17 protein-coding genes are annotated in these 20,868 nt (G+C 74.8%); 12 read left to right on the forward strand and 5 right to left on the reverse strand.

Features of this window, described 5'->3' with window-relative positions:
- Nucleotides 1-58: 58 nt before the first annotated feature.
- The gene (locus tag ASG41_RS05950) at nucleotides 59-952 is read right to left on the reverse strand and encodes a LysR substrate-binding domain-containing protein (protein ID WP_056291298.1); all 894 of its coding nucleotides are present in this window, start codon (nucleotides 950-952) and stop codon (nucleotides 59-61) included.
- Nucleotides 953-1,104: 152 nt separating this feature from the next.
- Between ASG41_RS05950 and ASG41_RS05955 the strand changes: the two genes are divergently transcribed.
- Genes ASG41_RS05955 through ASG41_RS05985 form a run of 7 tightly spaced genes read left to right on the forward strand, consistent with a single transcriptional unit; the run spans nucleotide 1,105 to nucleotide 8,392 of the window.
- Nucleotides 1,105-2,118: a tripartite tricarboxylate transporter substrate binding protein gene (locus tag ASG41_RS05955; protein WP_056291300.1), complete on the forward strand. Its 1,014-nt coding sequence runs from the start codon at nucleotides 1,105-1,107 to the stop codon at nucleotides 2,116-2,118.
- On the forward strand, nucleotides 2,115-2,801 hold the full coding sequence (locus ASG41_RS05960; protein WP_082556629.1) for a tripartite tricarboxylate transporter TctB family protein: 687 nt from the start codon (nucleotides 2,115-2,117) through the stop codon (nucleotides 2,799-2,801). Before ASG41_RS05955 ends, ASG41_RS05960 begins: the two co-directional genes overlap by 4 nt.
- Before the next feature lie 11 nt (nucleotides 2,802-2,812).
- Entirely contained in the window at nucleotides 2,813-4,339 is a 1,527-nt protein-coding gene (locus tag ASG41_RS05965) for a tripartite tricarboxylate transporter permease (protein ID WP_056291302.1), read from the forward strand.
- A complete protein-coding gene (locus ASG41_RS05970) occupies nucleotides 4,336-4,731 on the forward strand; it encodes a universal stress protein (protein ID WP_056291304.1) in 396 nt (131 codons plus the stop codon). Before ASG41_RS05965 ends, ASG41_RS05970 begins: the two co-directional genes overlap by 4 nt.
- A gap of 23 nt (nucleotides 4,732-4,754) precedes the next feature.
- A complete protein-coding gene (locus tag ASG41_RS05975; protein WP_235564545.1) occupies nucleotides 4,755-5,492 on the forward strand; it encodes a sulfite exporter TauE/SafE family protein in 738 nt (245 codons plus the stop codon).
- A gap of 27 nt (nucleotides 5,493-5,519) precedes the next feature.
- Nucleotides 5,520-6,986, forward strand: a complete 1,467-nt coding sequence (gene mqo / locus ASG41_RS05980) for a malate dehydrogenase (quinone) (protein WP_056291308.1) — start codon at nucleotides 5,520-5,522, stop codon at nucleotides 6,984-6,986.
- Complete coding sequence (locus ASG41_RS05985) at nucleotides 6,983-8,392, forward strand: FAD-binding oxidoreductase (RefSeq protein WP_056291310.1); 1,410 nt, start codon at nucleotides 6,983-6,985, stop codon at nucleotides 8,390-8,392. The genes mqo and ASG41_RS05985 overlap by 4 nt, the downstream gene beginning before the upstream one ends.
- Before the next feature lie 18 nt (nucleotides 8,393-8,410).
- On the opposite strand, the gene ASG41_RS05990 is transcribed toward ASG41_RS05985, so the two are convergent.
- The 3 genes from ASG41_RS05990 to ASG41_RS23430 form a co-directional block, all read right to left on the reverse strand.
- Nucleotides 8,411-9,304: a hypothetical protein gene (locus ASG41_RS05990; protein WP_056291312.1), complete on the reverse strand. Its 894-nt coding sequence runs from the start codon at nucleotides 9,302-9,304 to the stop codon at nucleotides 8,411-8,413.
- A gap of 86 nt (nucleotides 9,305-9,390) precedes the next feature.
- Entirely contained in the window at nucleotides 9,391-9,732 is a 342-nt protein-coding gene (locus ASG41_RS24155) for a hypothetical protein (protein ID WP_056291315.1), read from the reverse strand.
- A 465-nt stretch (nucleotides 9,733-10,197) separates the two neighbouring features.
- On the reverse strand, nucleotides 10,198-11,187 hold the full coding sequence (locus ASG41_RS23430) for a winged helix-turn-helix domain-containing protein (RefSeq protein ID WP_157519085.1): 990 nt from the start codon (nucleotides 11,185-11,187) through the stop codon (nucleotides 10,198-10,200).
- Nucleotides 11,188-11,591: 404 nt separating this feature from the next.
- Here ASG41_RS23430 and ASG41_RS06005 point away from each other — a divergent pair, with 404 nt between their 5' ends.
- The 5 genes from ASG41_RS06005 to ASG41_RS24160 all read left to right on the forward strand — a co-directional run bounded on the left by ASG41_RS06005 (nucleotide 11,592) and on the right by ASG41_RS24160 (nucleotide 19,991).
- Complete coding sequence (locus tag ASG41_RS06005) at nucleotides 11,592-13,376, forward strand: FAD-dependent monooxygenase (RefSeq protein ID WP_056291319.1); 1,785 nt, start codon at nucleotides 11,592-11,594, stop codon at nucleotides 13,374-13,376.
- 73 nt (nucleotides 13,377-13,449) lie between these two features.
- The gene (locus ASG41_RS06010) at nucleotides 13,450-15,753 is read left to right on the forward strand and encodes an AAA family ATPase (RefSeq protein WP_056291321.1); all 2,304 of its coding nucleotides are present in this window, start codon (nucleotides 13,450-13,452) and stop codon (nucleotides 15,751-15,753) included.
- Nucleotides 15,754-15,779: 26 nt separating this feature from the next.
- Nucleotides 15,780-16,796 (forward strand): hypothetical protein, encoded by a 1,017-nt coding sequence (locus ASG41_RS06015; RefSeq protein WP_056291323.1) that lies wholly within the window; start codon nucleotides 15,780-15,782, stop codon nucleotides 16,794-16,796.
- A gap of 148 nt (nucleotides 16,797-16,944) precedes the next feature.
- Nucleotides 16,945-18,966: an NAD(+) synthase gene (locus ASG41_RS06020; protein ID WP_056291325.1), complete on the forward strand. Its 2,022-nt coding sequence runs from the start codon at nucleotides 16,945-16,947 to the stop codon at nucleotides 18,964-18,966.
- Nucleotides 18,963-19,991 carry an SRPBCC family protein gene (locus ASG41_RS24160; RefSeq protein WP_200938749.1) on the forward strand — a complete coding sequence of 343 codons (1,029 nt, stop codon included), beginning with the start codon at nucleotides 18,963-18,965 and terminating at the stop codon, nucleotides 19,989-19,991. Before ASG41_RS06020 ends, ASG41_RS24160 begins: the two co-directional genes overlap by 4 nt.
- Here the strand turns inward: ASG41_RS24160 and ASG41_RS06035 are convergent.
- Entirely contained in the window at nucleotides 19,985-20,851 is an 867-nt protein-coding gene (locus ASG41_RS06035) for a bacteriorhodopsin (protein WP_235564547.1), read from the reverse strand. The two genes, ASG41_RS24160 and ASG41_RS06035, sit on opposite strands and share 7 nt — an antisense overlap.
- Between the last annotated feature and the right edge of the window lie 17 nt (nucleotides 20,852-20,868).

Raw genomic sequence — 20,868 nt, forward strand, 5'->3', positions numbered from 1 at the left:
GAACGGTCGGCGATGCCTGTCCAAGACCGGATCGGCATGCGGCGATGCCCTCCGGGCATCACCGGGTCGGCGGTCGCAGCGGGGCGAGGGCTTCGAGCACCCGCGGGAGCGCCGGGTTGACCGACTCCCGGGACCACAGCAGGTGCAGCTCGACGGGCTCGGCGTCGGCGGGGGCCAGTGGCAGGAAGACCACCCCGTCGATGCCCAGGGCGGTGGCCGAGGCCGGGACGAGGGCCACCCCGCGGCCGGCACCGACGAGCAGCAGCATCGTCAGCACCTGACTGACCGTGTGCACGACGTTCTCGTGCCGGATCGGCACGAGTCGGACGGCGAGGTCGTAGAAGTACCGGGCCTGGCTGGGGGAGTGCATGACCATCGGCTCGTCGGCCAGCACGGCGGGGTCGACCGGGCCGGCAGCCGTGGCCAGCGGGTGGTCGGCCGGTACCGCGACCAGCAGCGCCTCGCGGTCCAGCAGCCGGGAGGCGAACGCGGCCCGGTCGAAGGGCGGCCGGGCCAGCCCCAGGTCCAGCTCCCCGCCGAGCAGCCCGGCGACCTGCTCGCGGGACACGCCCTCCTGCAGGTCGACGTCCAGGTCCGGCAGGGCCTCGGCGACCAGGCCGAGCAGCCGGCCCAGCACCCGGTAGGCCGACGCCGCGGTGAAGCCGATCCGGACCGTGCCCCGCGAGCCCGCGGCGACCCGGCGGGCGAGGTCGGGGGCCGCGTCGGCGAGGGACAGCAGCCGGCGGGCCTCGGTCAGGAAGACCCGCCCGGCCGGGGTGAGGGCCACCCCGCGGTTGTCCCGGTCCAGCAGCTGGGCACCGATGTCGCGCTCCAGCTTCTGGATCTGCCGGGACAGCGGGGGCTGGGTCATCTGCAACCGCGTGGCGGCGCGCCCGAAGTGCAGCTCGTCGGCGACGGCGACGAACCCCCGGAGCTGGTCGAGGCTGAACACGATGCGTCGAGGGTATCGCTCGATGCCTCATCGGGCTTGGACCGGCATCGCTGCGCCGACATACGGTCCCCCGAGTCCCAGGCCCGTGACCGCGCTCACAGCGGCAGGGTGGGCCGTGTGGCCGGGACGACGCTCTCGACGAGGAGGACGACATGACGTGGAACACGACGCGCCGATGGGCCGTGGCGGGGATGGGTGCGACGCTGGTCGCGACGCTGTCGGCCTGTGGGGGCAACCTCGGAGGGGGCGGCGGCGGTGACGACGCTGCGGCGAGCTTCCCCGACGGCCCGATCACCCTGCTCATCGGCCAGGACCCCGGCGGCAGCACCGACCTCATCGGCCGCGCGCTGGCCGAGATCGCCTCCGACGAGCTCGGCGTGGCGATCAGCGTGGAGAACCGGCCCGGCGCCAACGGCGCGCTGGCCGCCGAGGAGCTCGCCGGCTCCGAGCCCGACGGGCAGACGCTGATGGTCTTCAACGGCACGCTGGCCTACATCACACCGCTGGCCGTGTCGGAGGACGAGGCGCAGGACATCAACGACTTCACCGTCGTCACCGGCATCTCCCAGGACGACTACGTGCTGGTCACCGCCGCCGACAGCGGCATCGCCAGCATCGACGACATCACCGCGGCCGGCTCGGTCACCTACGGCACCACGGGCGTGGGCACCGGCAGCCAGCTGTCCACTGCGCTGCTGACCGGCGAGCTCGGCGTCGAGGCCACCCCGGTGCCCTTCGACGGTGGCGCCCCGACCCTGACCGCCGTCCTCGGTGGCCAGGTCGACATCGCCGCCATCCAGCTCGGTGAGGCCTTCAGCCAGATCGAGGCCGGCGAGCTGACCCCGATCGTCACCTTCGCCGCCGAGCGCAACGAGTTCCTGCCCGACGTGCCCACCGCCGTCGAGGAGGGCTACGCCGACGCCGAGGTGCAGCAGTCCCGGGCGATCGTCGCCCCCGACGGCACCCCGGACGAGGTCGTCTCGGCCCTGCAGGACGCCTTCGACACCGCCTTCGCCGACTCCGGCTACCAGGACTTCAACGCCGACCGGCTGCTCACCGCCAACGAGATCGACGGCAGCGAGCTGCAGACGGTCTGGTCGGACAACCTGGAGAACTACCGGTCGCTGACGGAGGAGTACGGCATCGACCTGGGCGGCGGCGCGTGACCTCCCCCTCCTCGGGCTCCACCCAGCACGACGCCACCCAGCACGACGCCACCCGTCCCGCCGTCCCCGGTCAGCCCGGGGACGGCGGGGCGGGGGCCTCCCCGGCGGTCCGGGGGGACGCCGGGTCGGCCCCGCACCACGCGGTCGGACCGGATGCGCTGCCCGACGCCGGGGTGCTCCCCGGTGCGACCGCCGCCGAGGCCGACGACCTGGTCGACGAGGTCGCGGAGGAGGACCGGCCGCCCACGGCGGGCCCGGTCACCAACCTGGCCACCGCGGTGGTCACCCTCGGCATCGGGGTCGCTGTGCTGCTCGGGTCGCTGTCCCTGGGCGTGGGCACCGCCGAGGCCCCGGGCCCGGGCACCTGGCCGCTGCTGGTCGCGATCGCGCTGATCGCGTTGTCGGTCGCCACCGCGGTGGCCTCCCGCCGCACCACCGACGCCGAGGCCTTCACCTCCCGCGCCTGGGGCGTGCTGGCGGGCCTGGCCACCCTGGTCGGCTTCGTGCTGCTGATCGACGTGATCGGCTTCGAGGTCCCCGCGGTGCTGCTGTGCTTCGTCTGGCTGCGGTTCCTGGGCCGGGAGGGCTGGCGGACGTCGGTCCTGGTCAGCCTCGGCGTCGTCGCCGTCTTCTACGCGCTGTTCGTCGTGGCGCTGTCCGTCCCGATCCCGCACCTCTTCTAGGAGGCCCTCCGGTGGACTCCCTCAGCCCGGTCCTGGACGGCTTCCTCGTCGTCATCGAGCCGACCAACCTGCTCTACTGCCTGATCGGCGTCGTCATCGGCATGCTGATCGGCGTGCTGCCCGGCCTCGGCCCGGCCGCCACGATCGCGATCCTGCTGCCGCTGACCATCGGCATCGAGCCGGTGACCTCGATCATCATGCTGGCCGGCATCTTCTACGGCGCCCAGTACGGCGGCACGATCACCTCGGTGCTGCTCAAGCTGCCCGGCGAGGCCTCCTCGGTGGTCACCGTCTTCGACGGCCACGCGATGGCCAAGCAGGGCCGCGCCGGCACCGCGCTGGGCATCGCCGCGATCGGCTCCTTCGTCGGCGGCACCGTCTCCATCGTCGCGCTGTCGTTCCTGGCCCCGGTCATCGCCGGGTACGCGCTGGACTTCGGCCCGCCGGAGTACACCGCGCTGGCCCTGCTGGGCATCCTGCTGGTCTCCACCGTCAGCTCCGGCAGCCGCCCCAAGGCGCTCATCGCCGCCTGCCTGGGCCTGGCGCTGGCCACCATCGGCCGCGACGGGTTCACCGGCGCCGAGCGGTTCACCTTCGACAACCTGAGCCTGGCCGACGGCCTGGACTTCGTGCCGATCGCCATGGGCCTGTTCGGCCTGGGCGAGATCCTCTACAACCTGGAGGAGCGGCACCGGGCGGTCAACGCGCCCACCAAGGTCTCCAACGTCTGGCCGTCGCGGTCGGACCTCAAGCAGTCCCGCGGGGCCGTGGGCCGCGGCTCGGTCATCGGCTTCTTCCTGGGCATCCTGCCCGGCGGTGGTGCGGTGCTGGCCTCGCTGGCCGCCTACGCCATCGAGAAGCGCCGCGCGAAGGACCCCAGCCGCTTCGGCAAGGGCGCCGTGGAGGGCGTCGCCGCCCCGGAGACCGCCAACAACGCGGCCGCCACGTCGTCGTTCATCCCGCTGCTGACCCTGGGCATCCCGGCCAACGCCACCATGGCGGTCATCTTCGGGGCGCTGCTCATCCAGGGCATCACACCCGGCCCGCAGCTGGTCACCGAGGAGCCCGAGCTGTTCTGGGGCGTCATCAACTCGATGTACATCGGCAACGTGCTGCTGCTGGTGATGAGCATCCCGCTGGTCGGGGTCTTCGTCCGGATCCTGCGGGTGCGCCCGGCGATCCTGGCCCCGATCACCGTGCTGATCACCCTGATCGGCGTCTACACGGTCAACAACAACGTCTTCGACATCGTGCTGGTGATCGTCTTCGGCGTCATCGGCTACCTGATGAAGAAGTGCGGCTTCGACCCCGGCCCGCTGGTGCTGGCCTTCGTGCTGGGCTCGCTGCTGGAGAGCTCGCTGCGCCGGTCGCTGCTGCTCTTCGACGGCGACCCCACCGGCTTCTTCACCCGGCCGATCTCCGGCGTGCTGCTGACGGTGTTCCTCGTCGTCCTGCTGCTGCCGGTCGTCCAGGCCGTGCGCAACCGGCGTCGGGCCGCCCGGCCCGCCGCCGCCGACAAGACCGAGGAGCTCGTGTGACCGTGCTCGTGGGCTACCTGCCCTCGCCCGAGGGCGAGGCGGCGTTCGACGCCGCCGTCGCCGAGGCCGCCCGCCGCGGCGAGCCGCTGCTGGTGCTGAACTCCCCGCGCAGCGGTGCCCCGGTCAGCAGCACCGCCGCCGACGACGACGCCGTCACCGGGCTGACCGGCCGGGCCTCGGCCGCCGGCGTGCAGGTGGAGGTCCGCCGCACCGCCCACGAGGGCGACGCCGCCGACGAGGTGCTCCGGGTCGCCGAGGAGGTGCAGGCGTCCGTGCTGGTCATCGGCATCCGCCGGCGTTCCCCGGTGGGCAAGCTGCTCATGGGCAGCAGCGCCCAGCGGATCCTGCTCGACAGCGACCGCCCGGTCCTCGCGGTCAAGCCCGCCCGCTGAGCGCGCTCGAGGCCGGCCTGCTGGTGCTGGCCGGCCTCGGCGCCGGGCTGACCGGCAGCGTCGCCGGTCTGGCGTCGCTGGTCAGCTACCCGGCGCTGCTGGCCACCGGGCTCCCGCCGGTGACCGCCAACGTCACCAACACCGTCGCGCTGGTGCTCAACAGCGTCGGCGCCGTGGGCGCCTCCCGGCCCGAGCTGCGCGGCCAGGGACGGCGCATCGCGCTGCTGCTGCCGCTGGGGATGGCCGGTGGTGTCGCCGGGGCCGCGCTGCTCCTGACCACCCCGCCATCGGCCTTCGAGGCGGTGGTGCCGTTCTTCATCGCCGCCGCCTCGGTGCTCATCCTCCTCCAGCGCCCGCCTCGCGAGCTGGCCTCCGACGGCACCGCCGAGGCCCGCCGGCACCCCCGCCGGGCCCTCTGGGCGATGGGCGCGGGGGTGGCCGCGGTGTCGGTCTACGGCGGGTTCTTCGGGGCCGCATCCGGGGTGCTGCTGCTGGCCGTCCTGCTGCTCACCACGGGCGAGACCGTGGCCCGCGGCAACGCCCTGAAGAACACCGTCTCCGGTGCCTCCAACCTGCTCGCCGCCATCGGCTTCGCCCTCTTCGCCGACGTCGCCTGGGCCGCGGTGCTGCCGCTGGCCGCAGGGCTGTTCGTCGGCGGGGTGCTCGGCCCGCCGCTGGTGCGCCGGCTGCCCGGGCTGTGGCTGCGCCGCGGCATCGGCGTGGCCGGGCTGGTGCTGGCCGCCGTCCTCGCGTCCGCCTGACCCGACCCGATCCCCCTGGAGGTCCCCGTGCCACCCGTCGTGCCCACCGAGGACGTCGACGCCCTGCTCGTCGGAGGGGGCGTCATGAGCGCCACCCTGGGCGTGCTGCTCTCGCAGCTGCAGCCGGACTGGCGGATCGCCGTGCTGGAACGGCTGGACCAGGGCGGTCTGGAGAGCTCGGCCGCCTGGATGAACGCGGGCACCGGGCACGCCGGGCTCTGCGAGTTCAACTACACCCCCCGTCGGGCCGACGGCTCGGTCGACGTCACGGCCGCCGTGCGGATCGGTGAGCAGTTCGCCGCCTCGCTGCGGCTGTGGGCCGACCTGGTGGCCGCGGGAGACCTCGACCCCTCCTTCGTGCGTCCCGTGGCGCACCTGGGGCTGGGGCGCGGCGCGGAGGGCGTCGCCCACCTCCGGGGGCGTCGGGAGGCGCTGGCGCACCACCCGCTGTTCGCCGACACGCGCTTCACGCAGGACCGCGAGGAGGCCGCGTCCTGGGTGCCGCTGGTGACGCGGGGGCGGACCGGCGACGAGCCGTTCGCGCTGACCCGTTCCGGGCAGGGCACCGACGTCGACTACGGGACGCTGACCCGGGGCCTGCTCCAGGTCCTCACCCGGCGCGGCGCCGAGGTCTCCGTCGGCCAGCACGTCTCCCGGCTGCGTCGGCACGGCGCCGGCTGGGCTGCCACGGTGACCGACCGGCGGTCGGGGCTGGCCCGCCGGGTGCGGGCCCGGTTCGTCTTCGTCGGCGCGGGGGGCGCGACCCTGCCGGTGCTGCAGGCCGCGGGCGTGCCCGAGGTCCGCGGTCTGGGTGCGTTCCCGATCAGCGGCCGGTTCCTGCGGACGTCGGACCCGGAGCTGGTCGCCGCACACCGCGGCAAGCTGTACGGGCACGCAGCGCCCGGCGCCCCGCCGATCTCGGTGCCGCACCTGGACCTGCGCACCGTCGAGGGCCGGGAACACCTCCTCTTCGGCCCGTTCGCGGCCTTCTCCCCGAGGTTCCTGCGCACCGGCCGGCGCAGCGACCTGCTCCGGTCGGTGCGGCCGCACGCGGTCCCCACCCTGCTGGCCACCGCCCGGGACAACCGCGCGCTCACCGCACACCTGGTCGGGCAGCTGGCGCAGACCCCGACGGCCCGGACGGCGTCCCTGCGCGGCTTCGTGCCCACGGCGCGGGCGGCGGACTGGGAGCTGGTGACCGCCGGCCAGCGGGTCCAGCTGCTCGAGCGCACCGGGGGACGGGGCGCGATGGTCGGTTTCGGCACCCGGGTGGTCACCTCCGCCGGCGGGAGTCTCGGCGCCCTGCTCGGTGCCTCCCCCGGGGCATCGACAGCGGTGGCGGTCATGGTCGACCTGCTGGACCGCTGCTTCCCGGCCAGGGCCGCCGACTGGGCCGACCGGCTGGCCCGGCACCGGGGGGACACCCTCGACCTGGACGCGGTGGCCGACGCCCGCTCGGTGCTGGGGCTGCCCGCCGTCGGGGCCGCCGCGTGAACGCCGAGCTCGTCGAGCGGCTGCGCGCCGAGCTCGGCGACGCCGGCGTGCTCACCGACCCCGCCGCGACGGCGTCCTACCTGACCGACTGGCGCGGCGCGTGGTCCGGGACGGCGCTGGCCGTCGTCCGGCCCGCCAGCACCGCGGAGGTGTCAGCGGTGCTGCGGCTGTGCTCGGCCGCCGGGGTCGCCGTCGTCCCACAGGGCGGGAACACCGGGCTGTGCGGCGGCGCGGTGCCCGACGCGTCGGGCGCGGAGGTGGTGCTGTCGCTGACCCGGATGCGGGCCGTGCTGGCCGTGGACCCGGCCGAGCTGACGGTCACCGTCGAGGCCGGCGCCGTGCTGCAGGCCGTACAGGAGGCCGCGGCGGCCGTGGGCTGTCTCTACCCGGTCTCGCTGGGCTCGGAGGGCAGCGCCACCATCGGCGGCACGATCGCCACCAACGCCGGTGGCACCGGGGTGCTGCGCTGGGGCAACACCCGCGCCCAGGTGCTCGGCCTGGAGGTCGTGCTGCCCGACGGCCGGGTCTGGGACGGGCTGCGGGCGCTGCGCAAGGACAACACCGGCTACGACCTGACCCAGCTGTTCATCGGCGCCGAGGGCACGCTCGGCGTCGTCACCAGGGCCGTGCTGTCGCTGGTGCCGGCGCTGCGCTCGTCGACGACGGCGTGGGCAGCGCTGCCCTCGGTGCAGGCCGCGGTCGACCTGCTCGGGCTGTTGCGCCGGTCGGCGGGGGACCGGGTGACCGCCGTCGAGCTGGTGTCCCGGCAGGCCCTGGAGCTGGTGCTGACCCACGTCGCCGGCGCCCGGGACCCCTTCGCCGAGGTGCACCCCTGGTACGTGCTGCTGGAGCTGGGCGACGCCCGCCCCGACGCCGGCCTGGACGCGCTGCTGGAGGACGTGCTCGGGCAGGCCGTCGAGCAGGACCTGGTCGCGGACGCCGTCGTCGCCTCGTCGTCGGCGCAGGTCGCGGCGCTGTGGACGCTGCGGGAGGGCATCTCGGAGGCACAGAACCCGGAGGGGCCCAGCCTCAAGCACGACGTCACCGTGCCGGTCGGGGTGCTGCCGGAGTTCGTCGCGGCCACCGACGCCGCGCTGCGGGTGGCGGCCCCCGGCGTCCGGCTGGTCACCTACGGCCACGTCGGGGACGGCAACCTGCACTACAACCTGACCCCGCCGGTCGACGCCGACCCGGACGCGTTCGCCGCCCGCGCGCACGAGCTGGCCGACGTCGTCTACCGCGAGGTGGCCCGCCGGTCGGGCAGCATCAGCGCCGAGCACGGCATCGGCCAGGCCAAGCGCGAGGCCCTGGCGGTGGTCACCGACGAGGTGACGATGGACCTGATGCGCGGCCTGAAGACCCTCCTGGACCCGCGAGGCCTGATGAACCCCGGCAAGGTCCTCTGAGGCCCCCGCCGCCCCTGATCAACCGAGGGCGGCGGGGGCGGGCGCGGGTGCGGGCGCCAGGACGGCGTCGCAGACGGCCAGCAGGCGCTCGCGCAGGGCGGTGCCGCGGGCGGCGAAGCCGCGCTGGGCCTCGGCGTACTCGGCCTTGCCGGCGGCGGTCTCGATCGGCACCGGCGGGAAGCCGTGGTCGGCCAGGTCGTAGGGGCTGGCCCGCATGTCCAGCGCCCGGACGTCGGCGGCGAGGACGAAGCAGTCGGCCAGCAGCTCCCCGGGCACGGCGGGGGACAGCTTGTAGGCCCACTTGTAGAGGTCCATCGTGGCGTGCAGGCAGCCCGGCTGCTCCAGCTCGGCCTGGGTCTCCCGGGTGGGGGTCAGCGCGTTGCGGGGGACGGCGTCGGCGGTGAAGAACCGGAACGCGTCCACGTGGGTGCACTGCAGCCGGTGCCCCTCGACGACGGCGTCGGTGCCGGCCGCGCCCAGCCGCAGCGGGACGCCGCCGTGCCGGACCTCGCCGGCCCGGTAGACCATCGCCCACTCGTGCAGCCCGAAGCAGCCGAACTGCCCGGCCCGGCCGGCGGTGCGGGCCAGCAGCCCGGCGGTCCATCCGGTCGCCGCGCCCCGCTTCGCGCGGAACGCCTCGACGTCCAGCCCGACCGAGCCGTCCTCGAGCCGGGCGTACAGCGGCCAGCCGAGCCGCTCCTGCGCGAGCTCCCCGGTGACCGAGGTGCCGACACCGGCGTGCCAGCGCAGCAGCCGGGCCGGCGGCTCGGAGTAGTAGGTGAACAGGAAGTCCCACACCGGGTGCGCCTCGTGCCGGGACCGCCGCTGCTGGTGGGGCTCGACCCAGGGCGCCAGCCGCTGTCGGTGCGCGGCGTCCCGGGCGGCCGCGACGTCGGGAGGGAGCACGGGCACGCACCGAGGGTAGGTGTGCCACAGCTGTCGTTGCTGCTGCTTCCCCGGTCGGGCGTCATGACGATCGGCGCGGACGACGGCTGCGCTCAGCTGCGCCCAGGGCCGACGACATGGCCGACGAGTGCTCGGATCCGGGTCTGCTGGGCGGGGTCCCTGGTGGCCCGTGCGGTTCCGGGTGAACCCGGGCGACCGAAGTGCTGGCGCAGGACGACGGCTGCGTCCGAGGCCGTCGGTCCAGTCGGCCACGTGGCCGCAGTGACGCCGGCGGCGAGAGCCACCTCCAGCAGCCGCCACAGGTCCACGGCGTCGCGGTCGGTCATCCGCCCGGTGTAGGCGTGGGCTTTGAGGCAGATGGCGGACACCACGTCCGGGAGCGTCAGGTCGGCGACGAGGTCGTGACCGGATGTGAGGCGCACGTCGATCGCCACCGGGGTGCTCGGGCGGGCGAGGGCGAAGGCCAGGCCGGGGGATCTCGTCGACGACGAGCGCCCCGTGTACCTGGTTGGACAGCATGCGCCCCGTGTAGGAGGGGGCGAGAACGTCGATGACGAGTTCCCAGCTCGGCGGCGGCTCGGTGTCGTCAGCAGCGGGCATGGTGTGCGTGCGGACGAACCGGTTGCCCGCCTGTTGGGTGTAGCCGTGCTGCAGCAGGGCTGCGAGCAACCGTGGGTCTGCGATCACGGGGTGCTCGGCGCCGAAGTCGGCGTCAGCGGTCTCGCGGGGCGGGACTCGGTCGCCCACCTCGAACAACGCTACGAGGAGGCTCACCGCGTTCCCGCCGACGAGTCGGTAGGGGGCGTCGAGTTCGGCGGCGATGGCAGCGAGATCAGCAGCGGCCAGGAAGGCCGCATCGCTGGCGCGGCCTGCGGAGGCGAGGACGAGGCGGTCGACGCTCATCGTGTCTGGCCGGTGGCCGCCCGGAACCGGGTGCGCAGCAGTGCACGCAGCGCCGCGACAGCCTGGTCGGTGTCGGATGCAGGGGAGCGCTGGAGGTCCCAGAGCACCTGCACCCCGTCGGCCAACGGCAGCGCGACACGATCGTCGAGATCATCGGGAGCCGCCCAGACGCCAGGATCGGCCGGGACGGTGAGTTCCAACGTGGCTTCGTCGGGGCCGGAAGGGGTCAGCCCGACCGTGCTGAGGTCAACGGGGGTGCTCCGCCCGCTGGGCGCGGCGTAGACGACGGCGCGGAGTGGGCGACGCCAGGCAGCCAGCGCATCCGCGGCGACGTCCCCGGACACTGCGACAGGCACACCTGCGCCGCGCAGAGCGGTCACGGCGGTCCGGGCCTGCTCCGGTGCACTGGCGAACCCGAACCAGTAGGTGGTGATGCCTCCGGGTCCTGGGTAGCGGCCCAGCCACCAGTCGGCCAGGTCGTCCCAGTCCGTCACCGACCAGTGCGACCGCCCTGGATCGGCCCTCCGTGTCACCAGCCCCGCGGTGACGAGGCCGGACAACGTCTGGGAGACCCGCCCCTGACTCACGGCAGCCTGCGACGCCAGTTCCTGTTGAGTCGCCGAGCGACCGGCGAGCAGCCGACGGACGACGGTCAGAGCGCCCCAGGGGCGACGTCCTGGTCGGGCCGGCGCTGAGGTGGTGGGCGACGAGGGTGACGACCCGGACGGGAGGCGGACGACACGGGTCGGCAGCACGATGTGGCCGCTGACCGGCTGGCGCCCGCGGGCATCGGTCACCAGCACCGAGATGCCCGCGGTCTCCGCTGCATCGAGCGCTGCAGGGCTGGCTGAGGGCACCACGAGCAGTGCGGCACCACGGTGAGGCTGTGGCGCCATGTCGTGTACGTGGCTGGGGACGAGTGGCGCAGAGCGCCGCTGCACCCGAGCGAGCACTCGGCCGGGATCGTCGTCGGCACCGAGTTCCACCTCGGAGGGGTTCAGTGGTCGCACGACGATGCCTGCGGCCAGCAGGGACGTCCACGCGTGCGGTGGTATCAGCATCAACTGCCCCTTTCAATGATTGCTGATAATGCCAGTCCGGGCCTTCGCCGTCCTCGATTGAGCTCGATCGCGCCGTGTCATGACCCTCGGAGCAGGTGGGTGGACCAGGGGCACGGTCCCGGCAGCCGTGGGCACGACGAGTCCCGTGACGGCGATCGGGGCGGACCGCGACGGCTGGATCCTGAACTGCCCCTCGAGGCCCGTGCGCGTCGTGGACCCGGCCTCGCGGTGGAGGCCCTGGCGCAGGCCGGCGGTGTGAGGTCGCGGTGCGCTACGGACCTGCGGGGTGACGCTTGACACAGGTGGAGCGCTCAACCAGTGTCCGGCGCATGACGCTCGCAGGCACTCCCACCGTGGTCGACACCGACGTCCTGGTGGTGGGCACCGGCCCCGCCGGGGCCTCGGCCGCGCTGTTCCTGGCGACCTACGGGACGCGGGTCCTCGTCGTCACCAAGTACGGGCGGCTGTCCCAGGAGCCGCGGGCGCACATCACCAACCAGCGCGCCATGGAGACCCTGCGCGACATGGGCGTCGAGCAGACGCTCACCGCGCTGGCCACCCCCTGGGAGCTGATGGGGACGACGACGTTCTGCACCAGCCTGGTCGGCGAGGAGCTCGGCCGGATCCCCAGCTGGGGCACCGACACCGTGCGGCACGCCGACTACGCCCTGGCCAGCCCGTGCACGATGCTCGACGCCCCGCAGACCCTCACCGAGCCGGTGCTGGTCAAGGCCGCCCAGGACCGCGGCGCACGGGTCCGCTTCGACACCGAGTACCTGCGCCACGTCCAGGACGACGAGGGCGTCACCACCACGCTGCGCGACCGGCTCACCGGGGTCGAGTTCGACGTCCGCTCGCGCTACCTGGTGGGCGCCGACGGCGCCCGCAGCGCCGTCGCCACGGACCTGGAGCTGCCCTTCGAGGGCCCCGGTGCGGTGGGCGGCGCGCTGGGCATCGTGTTCCGCGCCGACCTCACCCACCTGGTCGCCCACCGGCCCTCGGTCCTCTACTGGATGCTCCAGCCGGGCGCGGAGAAGGAGGGCGTCGGGCTGGGCGTGCTGCGGATGATCAAGCCCTGGACCGAGTGGATGCTGATGTGGGGCTACGCGGTCGCCGACGGCCCGCCGGAGCTGACCGACTCCTTCGTCCGGGAGCTCGCCGTCGGCCTCGTGGGCACCGACGACTTCGAGATGGAGGTGCTGTCCGGCTCGCCCTGGACGGTCAACCACCACTTCGCGACGACGATCAGCCGCGGCCGGGTGTTCTGCGCCGGGGACGCCGTGCACCGCCACCCGCCGACCAACGGCCTGGGCTCCAACACCTCGATCCAGGACGCCTACAACCTGGCCTGGAAGCTGGCCCACGTGGTGGCCGGCACCGCCCACCCGAGCCTGCTGGACTCCTACGACGCCGAGCGCGCCCCGATCGCACGGCAGGTCGTGGAGCGAGCCAACCGGTCCATCGCCGACACCGGCCGGATCATGGCCGCCCTCGAGCTCACCGACACGACCGACGTCGAGGTGCTGGAGCGTCAGCTCGCGCTGCGCCGGGCGCCGGGGCCCGACGGCGACCGGGTCCGGGCCGCTGTCCGGGAGGCGATCGCGCACAAGGCCTACGAGTTCGACGCCCACGGCGTCGAGCACAACCAGCGCTACGCCTCCGCCGCGGTCGTCCCCGACGGGACGCCGATGCCGCCCTACGAGCGGGACGCCGAGCTGTACGCCCGGCCCACCACCTGGCCCGGCGCCAAGCTGCCGCACACCTGGGTCACCCGGGCCGGGCACGAGGTGTCCACCCTGGACCTGGCCGGCACGGGCCGCTTCGCCGTCGTCACCGGGGTCGGTGGGGACGCCTGGCTGGCCGCCGCGGCCGAGCTGGGCGCCCAGCGCGGGCTGACGATCACCCCGGTCGCGATCGGGCCGGGGCTGCCGGTCGACGACCCCTACGGCACCTGGGCCGACCTGCGGGAGACGGCTGACGGCGGGGTGCTGCTGGTGCGGCCCGACCTCTACGTCGCCGCCCGGCACGCGGCCGCCCCGACGTCGCCGGAGCAGGCCCGGGAGTGGCTGGCCGGCGCGCTGGACGCGGTGCTGGGCCCGGTCGCGACGGGCTGACCGACGGGGAGGCGGCCCGCGGACTAGCGTGGTCGCCTCCCGCGCCGCCGCACCACCCCCAGGAGACCTGCCCGTGTCGAGCTCCACCCCCGACCCCGCACTGGTCGCCGAACAAGAGCACGTCACCGGTCTCTACGCCCGGCTCGACGCCGCCCGCGAGCTCGCCGTCCGCCGCCGGGAGCAGGCCATCTCCGCCCCGCTCGTGGACAACGCGCAGGCCATGGGGGAGAAGGAGGCCGCGGTCCGCTTCCACGGCACCCGGATCGTGCAGCTGGACGCCGCCGAGGCCGGCCTGGTGCTGGGCCGCCTGGACCGCGAGGACGTCGCGCAGCCGCTGTACGTCGGCCGCACCGGGCTGCCCGCCGACGACGCCGGCGGCGACCCCGCACTGGTCGACTGGCGTGCCCCGGCCAGCCGGCCGTTCTACACCGCCACCCCGTTCCGGCCCGAGGGCGTGAGCCGTCGTCGGCACATCCGCACCCTGGGCCGCCGGGTCACCGGGATCGACGACGAGGTGCTGGTGCTCGCCGAGGGCGAGGAGGCCGACGAGCACGGCCTGACCGGTGAGGCCGCGCTGCTGCGCGCGCTCACCGCCGACCGCACCGGCCGGATGACCGACATCGTGCGGACCATCCAGGCCGAGCAGGACCAGATCATCCGCTCGGACTCCCGCGGTGTGCTCGTCGTCCAGGGCGGGCCGGGGACCGGGAAGACCGCCGTCGCCCTGCACCGCGCGGCCTACCTGCTCTACACCCACCGTGACCGGCTGGCCCGCAGCGGTCTGCTCGTCGTCGGGCCGACCCCGACGTTCCTGCGCTACATCGCCGACGTGCTGCCCGCCCTCGGTGAGACCGGCGTGCTGCTGGCCGGGCTGGGCCAGCTGCGGCCGGGCCTGGACGCCCGCGCCGAGGACCCCGCCGACGTCGCCGAGGTCAAGGGCCGGCTGTCGATGGTCGACGTCGTCGCCGCGGCCGTGAAGGACCGGCAGGGCGTGCTGCGCGGCACCCGGGAGGTCGTGGTGGACCGGGAACGGATCCGGCTGCGCGCGGGGGACGTCGCCCGGGTGCGCACCCAGGCCCGCCGGGCGTCCCGGCTGCACAACCTGGCCCGCCCGGCGTTCTACCGCGGACTGGTCGACCTGATCGCGCAGCGGGTGGCCGACCGGATGGCCTCCGACGTCCGCGGCGGGGAGGACCTGCTCGACGCCGAGGACCGCCGCGCGCTGCGCCGGGAGATCGCCGGCGAGCCCGCCGTCGCCGACCTGGTCGAGGAGCTGTGGCCGCTGCTCACCCCCGAGGAGCTGCTGCGCGACCTGTACGCCTCCCCGGCCCGCATCGCCGCGGCGACCAAGGGGTGGTCCGAGGAGGACCGGGCGCTGCTGGTCCGCGAGGCCGACGCGTCCTGGACCGTCGCCGACGTCCCGCTGCTGGAGGAGGCCGACGAGCTCCTCGGCGTCGACGACAGCGCCGAGCGGGCCGCCGCGCAGCGTCGCCGCCAGGCCGGGCTGGACGACGCCCAGCGCACCCTGGACCTGCTGCACGGCTCCCGCTCGCACGACGCCGACGACGACGAGGAGTCCGAGGAGCTCACCGCCGGCGACCTGCTGGACGCCGAGGGCCTGGCCGCCCGCGAGGAGGAGGCCGACTACCGGTCCACCGCCGAGCGCGCCGCCGCCGACCGCACCTGGACCTTCGGGCACGTCGTCGTGGACGAGGCGCAGGAGCTGTCCGCGATGGCCTGGCGGGTGCTGGCCCGCAAGTGCCCGACGCTGTCGATGACCGTCGTCGGCGACCTGGCGCAGACCGGCAGCGCCGCCGGTGCCTCCAGCTGGGCCGAGGTGCTCACCCCGCACGCCCGCACGCAGTGGCGGATGGCCCAGCTGACGGTCAACTACCGGACGCCGACGGAGATCATGGAGGTCGCCGCCGACGTGCTGGCCGCCTCCGGGTCGCAGCTGGAGGCCCCGCGGTCGGTGCGCTCGGCCGGGGAGTTCCCCGCCGTGGAGCTGCTGACCGAGGCCGAGCTGACCGACCGGGTCGCCGCCGTCACCGCCGACCTCGCCGGCAAGAGCGGGACGACGGCCGTCATCGCCCCGGTCAGCCGGTTCGACGACGTCGTCGCCGCCCTGACCGCGGCGCTGCCCGCCGTCACCTCCGGCGGGGCCGCGGACTCCTCCGCCGGCCCCGTGGTGCTCCGCCCGCACGAGGCCAAGGGGCTGGAGTTCGACTCGGTCGTGCTCGTCGAGCCCGCCCGGGTGCTCAGCGAGGGCACCCGCGGGTCCAGCGACCTCTACGTCGCCCTCACCCGGGCCACCCAGCGGCTGGCCGTGCTGCACACCGAGCCGCTGCCGGAGTCGATGCACCGGTTGCAGGGCTGACCGGACCGCGCGCACCCTGGGTGGGGATGAGCTCAGCAGCCGACCTGCTCGCCGCCGCCCGCGCCGTGGCCGCCGAGGACGAGGACCGGGCCGGGGTCGCCATGCTGGTGGCCCTGGCCGACCGCACCCGACCGGACACCGGACCGCCCGACCACCCGCTGCCCGCCGACCGCGAGCTGGCCTGCGCGGTCGAGCAGGCCTGGGCGGTGCTGCGCGGCGCCGACCCCGACGTCACCGTGCAGGACGCGCTGGCCGCGGTGGCCTGGCTGCGGTTCCGGCCGCCGTCGGCCCCCGTCGGGGGTGCCGACCTGCCGCTGGCCGCGTGGCGGCCGGGGGACACCCCGCTGCCGCCGGCGGCGGCCCGGGACGAGGAGGCCGGGCGGGTCCGGGACGCCGTGCTGGCCGGGCGGCACCTGCGGGTCGTCAACTTCCACAACACCCCGGCCTCGCACGCGGCCGAGCTCCGCCGGGAGCTGGCCTGGTACGCCGAGCGGTTCTCCCCGGTCACCGAGGCCGAGCTGCACGCCGCGCTGGACACCGGCGTCTGGCGGGACCCGCGGCCCGGCGTCGTCCCGGCCTTCTTCGACGGGTTCGCCAGCGCCGCGCAGGTCGCCGCCCCGCTGTGCGAGGAGCTCGGCCTCGTCGGCTGGTTCTACCCGCCCACGGAGTTCCTGGACTGCCCCGTCGACCAGCAGCGCGCCTTCGCCGCCGAGCACGACCTGGGCGTGCTGGCGGAGGACCTGCCCGGGGACGGCCCGCTGGCGATGAGCTGGGACGCCCTCGCCGACCTGGCCGGCCGGCACGTCGTCTGCGGGCACTCCGCCACCCACGCCAGCTCGGCGTCCGTGCGCACGGCCGGCGACGTCGAGCGGCAGGTGACCCGGCCGCTGGCCCGGCTCACCGAGGTCCTCGGCCGCCGTCCCGCCGCCTGGGCGTGGCTGGGCGGCACCCCGTTCGACCCGACCGCCCCCGGCGACGCCGCCGTGGCCGCCGCCGGCGTCCGCCTCTGGACCAGCAACGCCGCCGTAGAGCGCCTCGCCTGACCCCGCCCCCCACGTGAGGCAGAGGAAGCTCTACACCCCCTCTGCGAGCCACGAGGGGGTGGAGAGCTTCCTCCGCCGGGGGCGGGGCCGCACACCCGCACGGGGTGGCCCGGCCGCGCACCCGCCCCGGACACGGGAGACTGGGCGCATGCGCTTCGAGTCGGTCTACCAGCACGGCTTCGCCCGGGTCGCCGCGTGCACCCAGCGGACCGCCCTGGCCGACCCGCCGGCCAACGCGGAGTCCGTGCTGCGCCAGGCCCGGGCCTGCGCCGAGGACGGCGTCGCTGTCGCGGTGTTCCCCGAGCTGACGCTGTCGGGCTACTCCATCGAGGACCTGCTGCTGCAGGACCCGCTGCTGGACGCCGTCGAGGTGGCGCTGCAGACCGTCGTCGCCGGCAGCGCCGACCTGCTGCCGGTGCTGGTCGTCGGCGCCCCGCTGCGGCACCGCAACCGGGTCTACAACTGCGCGGTCGTCGTCCACCGGGGGCGGGTGCTGGGCGTCGCGCCGAAGTCCTACCTGCCCACCTACCGGGAGTTCTACGAGCGCCGCCAGCTGGCCCCCGGCGACGACCAGACCGGCACCATCCGGGTCGGCGGCGCCGAGGTGCCCTTCGGGCCCGACCTGCTCTTCGCCGCCACCGACGTGCCCGGGCTGGTCGTGCACGCCGAGGTCTGCGAGGACGTCTGGGTGCCGATCCCGCCGTCGGCGGAGGCCGCGCTGGCCGGGGCGACCGTGCTGCTCAACCTGTCCGGCTCGCCGATCACCGTGGGCCGGGCCGAGGACCGCCGCCTGCTGGTGCGGAGTGCGTCGTCGCGCTGCCTGGCCGCCTACGTCTACGCCGCGGCCGGTGAGGGCGAGTCGACCACCGACCTGTCCTGGGACGGGCAGACGATGGTCTACGAGAACGGCGTGCTGCTGGCCGAGACCGACCGCTTCCCCGACGGCGACCGCCGCGCCGTCGCCGACGTCGACCTGGACCTGCTCCGCCAGGAGCGGGCCCGGATGGGCACCTTCGACGACAACCGCCGGCACCACGCACCCGCCGCGCGCACGGTCGAGTTCACCCTCGACCCGCCCGACGCCGACCTGGGCCTGCGCCGGGAGCTCGAGCGCTTCCCCTTCGTGCCCAGCGACGACGCCCGGCTCGAGCTGGACTGCTATGAGGCCTACAACATCCAGGTCGCCGGGCTGGCCCAGCGGCTCTCGGCGATCGGTGACCCGAAGATCGTCATCGGCGTCTCCGGCGGGCTGGACTCCACCCACGCGCTGATCGTCGCCGCCCAGGTGATGGACCGGGCCGGCCGCCCGCGCAGCGACGTCCTGGCGTTCACGCTGCCCGGCTTCGCCACCAGCGACCACACCAAGGGCAACGCCTGGGCGCTGATGCGGGCCCTGGGCGTGACCGCCGCGGAGCTGGACATCCAGCCCACGGCGCGGTTGATGCTCGACGAGATCGACCACCCCTTCGCCGACGGCGAGCCGGTCTACGACGTCACCTTCGAGAACGTGCAGGCCGGCCTGCGGACGGACTACCTGTTCCGGATCGCCAACCAGCGCGGCGGGATCGTGCTGGGCACCGGCGACCTGTCCGAGCTGGCGCTGGGCTGGTCGACCTACGGCGTCGGTGACCAGATGAGCCACTACAACGTCAACGGCGGCATCCCCAAGACCTTCATCCAGCACCTGATCCGCTGGGTGATCGGCACCGGGCAGTTCGACGCCGAGGTCGGCGCCACGCTGCAGGCCATCGTGGACACCGAGATCAGCCCCGAGCTCGTGCCGGGGGAGACCGCGCAGTCCACCGAGGCCGCCGTCGGCCCCTACGCGCTGCAGGACTTCACCCTCTTCCACGTGCTGCGCTACGGCTTCCGGCCCTCCAAGATCGCCTTCCTGGCCTGGCACGCCTGGCGGGACGCGAGCACCGGCGACTGGCCGCACGGGTTCCCCGAGGCCAAGCGGGTCGCCTACGACCTGCCCGAGGTCCGCCGCTGGCTCGAGGTGTTCTGCCAGCGGTTCTTCGGCTTCAGCCAGTTCAAGCGCTCGGCGATGCCCAACGGCCCGAAGGTCTCCGCCGGCGGCTCGCTGTCCCCCCGCGGGGACTGGCGGGCGCCCTCGGACGGGTCCGCCGCGCTGTGGTTGGCGGAGCTGCGCGCGAACGTCCCGGGGTGAGCGTCCGGCCGACCGCGGCCGAGCGGGCCGCCGTCCTCCCGGGGGACGACGTCGTCCCGGACGCGACGATCGCGATGGACACCGCCTTCTCGCTGCCGGCACCCCCGGACGCCCTCTGGCCGTGGTTCGTGCAGCTGGGCAAGCGGCGCGGCGGCTACCCCCTGCCGCGGTGGGTCGAGGCGCTCACGCCACCGGACCGGCGCGGGTCGCGGCACCTGGAGCCGACCCTGCAGGGCCTCGCCGTCGGCGACGTGATCCCGGACTGGGGCGGCCGGCACGCCACCTTCACCGTCCACGAGATGCGACCCCCGCACACGCTGGTGCACCGCTCGACCCGCGACCACGTCCGGCTCAGCTGGGCAGTCGTGCTGGCCCCCGAGGGGGCCGGGACGAGGGTCCAGCTGCGCCTGCGGCTGGCCGGCGTCCGGCACCGGCGGACGGCGGTCGTGCTGGGCGGCGCGGCCGACCGGCTCACCGTCGCCGGCCTCGCCGTCGGACTGCGGGAGAGGCTGTCAGCGCCCGCCAGCGTAAGCGGCGCTGCCGGTGCCGGCGCCGCCCGAGGCCCCCAGGATGGGGGGATGGCCACCGTCGAACGGCACGTCGCCGCCCCGCCCACCGCCGTCTGGGACGTCCTGGCGAACGGCTGGACGTACAGCAACTGGGTGGTCGGCGCCTCCCACATGCGCGCCGTCGAGGAGGCCTGGCCCGCGGCCGGGGCCAAGCTGCACCACAGCCAGGGCACCTGGCCGGTCACCCTGGACGACGAGGCCGTCGTCGAGGTGTCGAAGCCCGCCAGCCGACTCGTGCTGCGCGCCAAGGGCCGCCCGTTCGGCGAGGCCCGGGTGGAGCTGGACCTGCGCGCCGAGGACGGCGGCACCCGCATCACCATGACCGAGGTGCCGATCAGCGGCCCCGGCAGGTGGGTGCACAACGCGGCCACCGAGCTGCTCCTGAAGCACCGGAACACCGAGGCACTGGAGCGGCTGGCCGCGATGGCCGAGCGCCGCACGACGCCCGGTCACTGAGGGCGCTGCGGCGGCTGCACGGCGGTGCTGTGCCGCACGTGGCTGATCCAGACCGGCTCGGGGTGGGTGTCCTCGCCGGCGGCGACGTCCTCGGCGGTCCGCAGCTCCGCCACCTTGTGCACCAGCACCCCGAAGCCCACCTTGGCCAGCACGTCGGCCGCCGAGTAGGCGACCTGCATGCCGGCGAACCAGGCCGGGGTGACGTCGAGGAACACCGGCACGCTGTAGACCAGCGGGTACACCCCGAAGCTGCCCAGCAGCACGATCGTCGCGTTGCGCAGGCTGACGGCGGCCTCCCGGCCCATCGTGGGCATCGACGCCCGGACGGCGCCGATCAGCGCGACGTACAGGTAGCCGTAGAAGACCGTGCTGACCAGGCCCCAGGCCACGAGCGCGGTGGTGCTGCGGCCCTGGTCGGCGACCTGTGACCCCAGGTGGCCGGTGAGGATCATCAGCGCGGCCGCGGTCATGGTGGTGGCCCGCAGGGTGCGGGCTCGGGCGCCGGCCACCGAGCAGACCGCGAGCAGCTCGACGGTCAGCAGCGGCACCGTTACGGTCCAGTCGACGTAGCGCGTGGCCAGGGTGGACCGGGCCCCCTCCTCCGGCACGTGCTCGTCGCCGGACAGCGTGAAACCGGCGTCCCAGTCGCGGAAGAGCAGCAGGTAGGACAGGGCGGCCACCGCACCGATGCAGGTCCCGGCGTGGACGGCCGGGCGGTAGCGGACGCCCACCTCGTCCCGGCTGGTCGCCGACCAGACGGTGTAGGCCAAGAGCGCGAAGCCGGCGCCCAGGATCGCGTAGGTGACCAGGTCGTAGAGGCCCAGGGGCATCGTCTGCAGCTCGGGCGGGCGGGTGTCCACGGTGCTCCCGGCCGGCC

It is taken from the genome of Modestobacter sp. Leaf380 (assembly GCF_001424485.1).
In the GTDB taxonomy this organism is placed as follows: domain Bacteria; phylum Actinomycetota; class Actinomycetes; order Mycobacteriales; family Geodermatophilaceae; genus Klenkia.

Excerpts from the sequence above, each read along its gene's own strand:
- ASG41_RS05955 (WP_056291300.1), top strand. The coding sequence starts at position 1,105 with ATGACGTGGAACACGACGCGCCGATGGGCCGTGGCGGGGATGGGTGCG.
- ASG41_RS06005 (WP_056291319.1), top strand. The coding sequence starts at position 11,592 with ATGACGCTCGCAGGCACTCCCACCGTGGTCGACACCGACGTCCTGGTG.
- ASG41_RS06015 (WP_056291323.1), top strand. The coding sequence starts at position 15,780 with ATGAGCTCAGCAGCCGACCTGCTCGCCGCCGCCCGCGCCGTGGCCGCC.
- ASG41_RS06020 (WP_056291325.1), top strand. The coding sequence starts at position 16,945 with ATGCGCTTCGAGTCGGTCTACCAGCACGGCTTCGCCCGGGTCGCCGCG.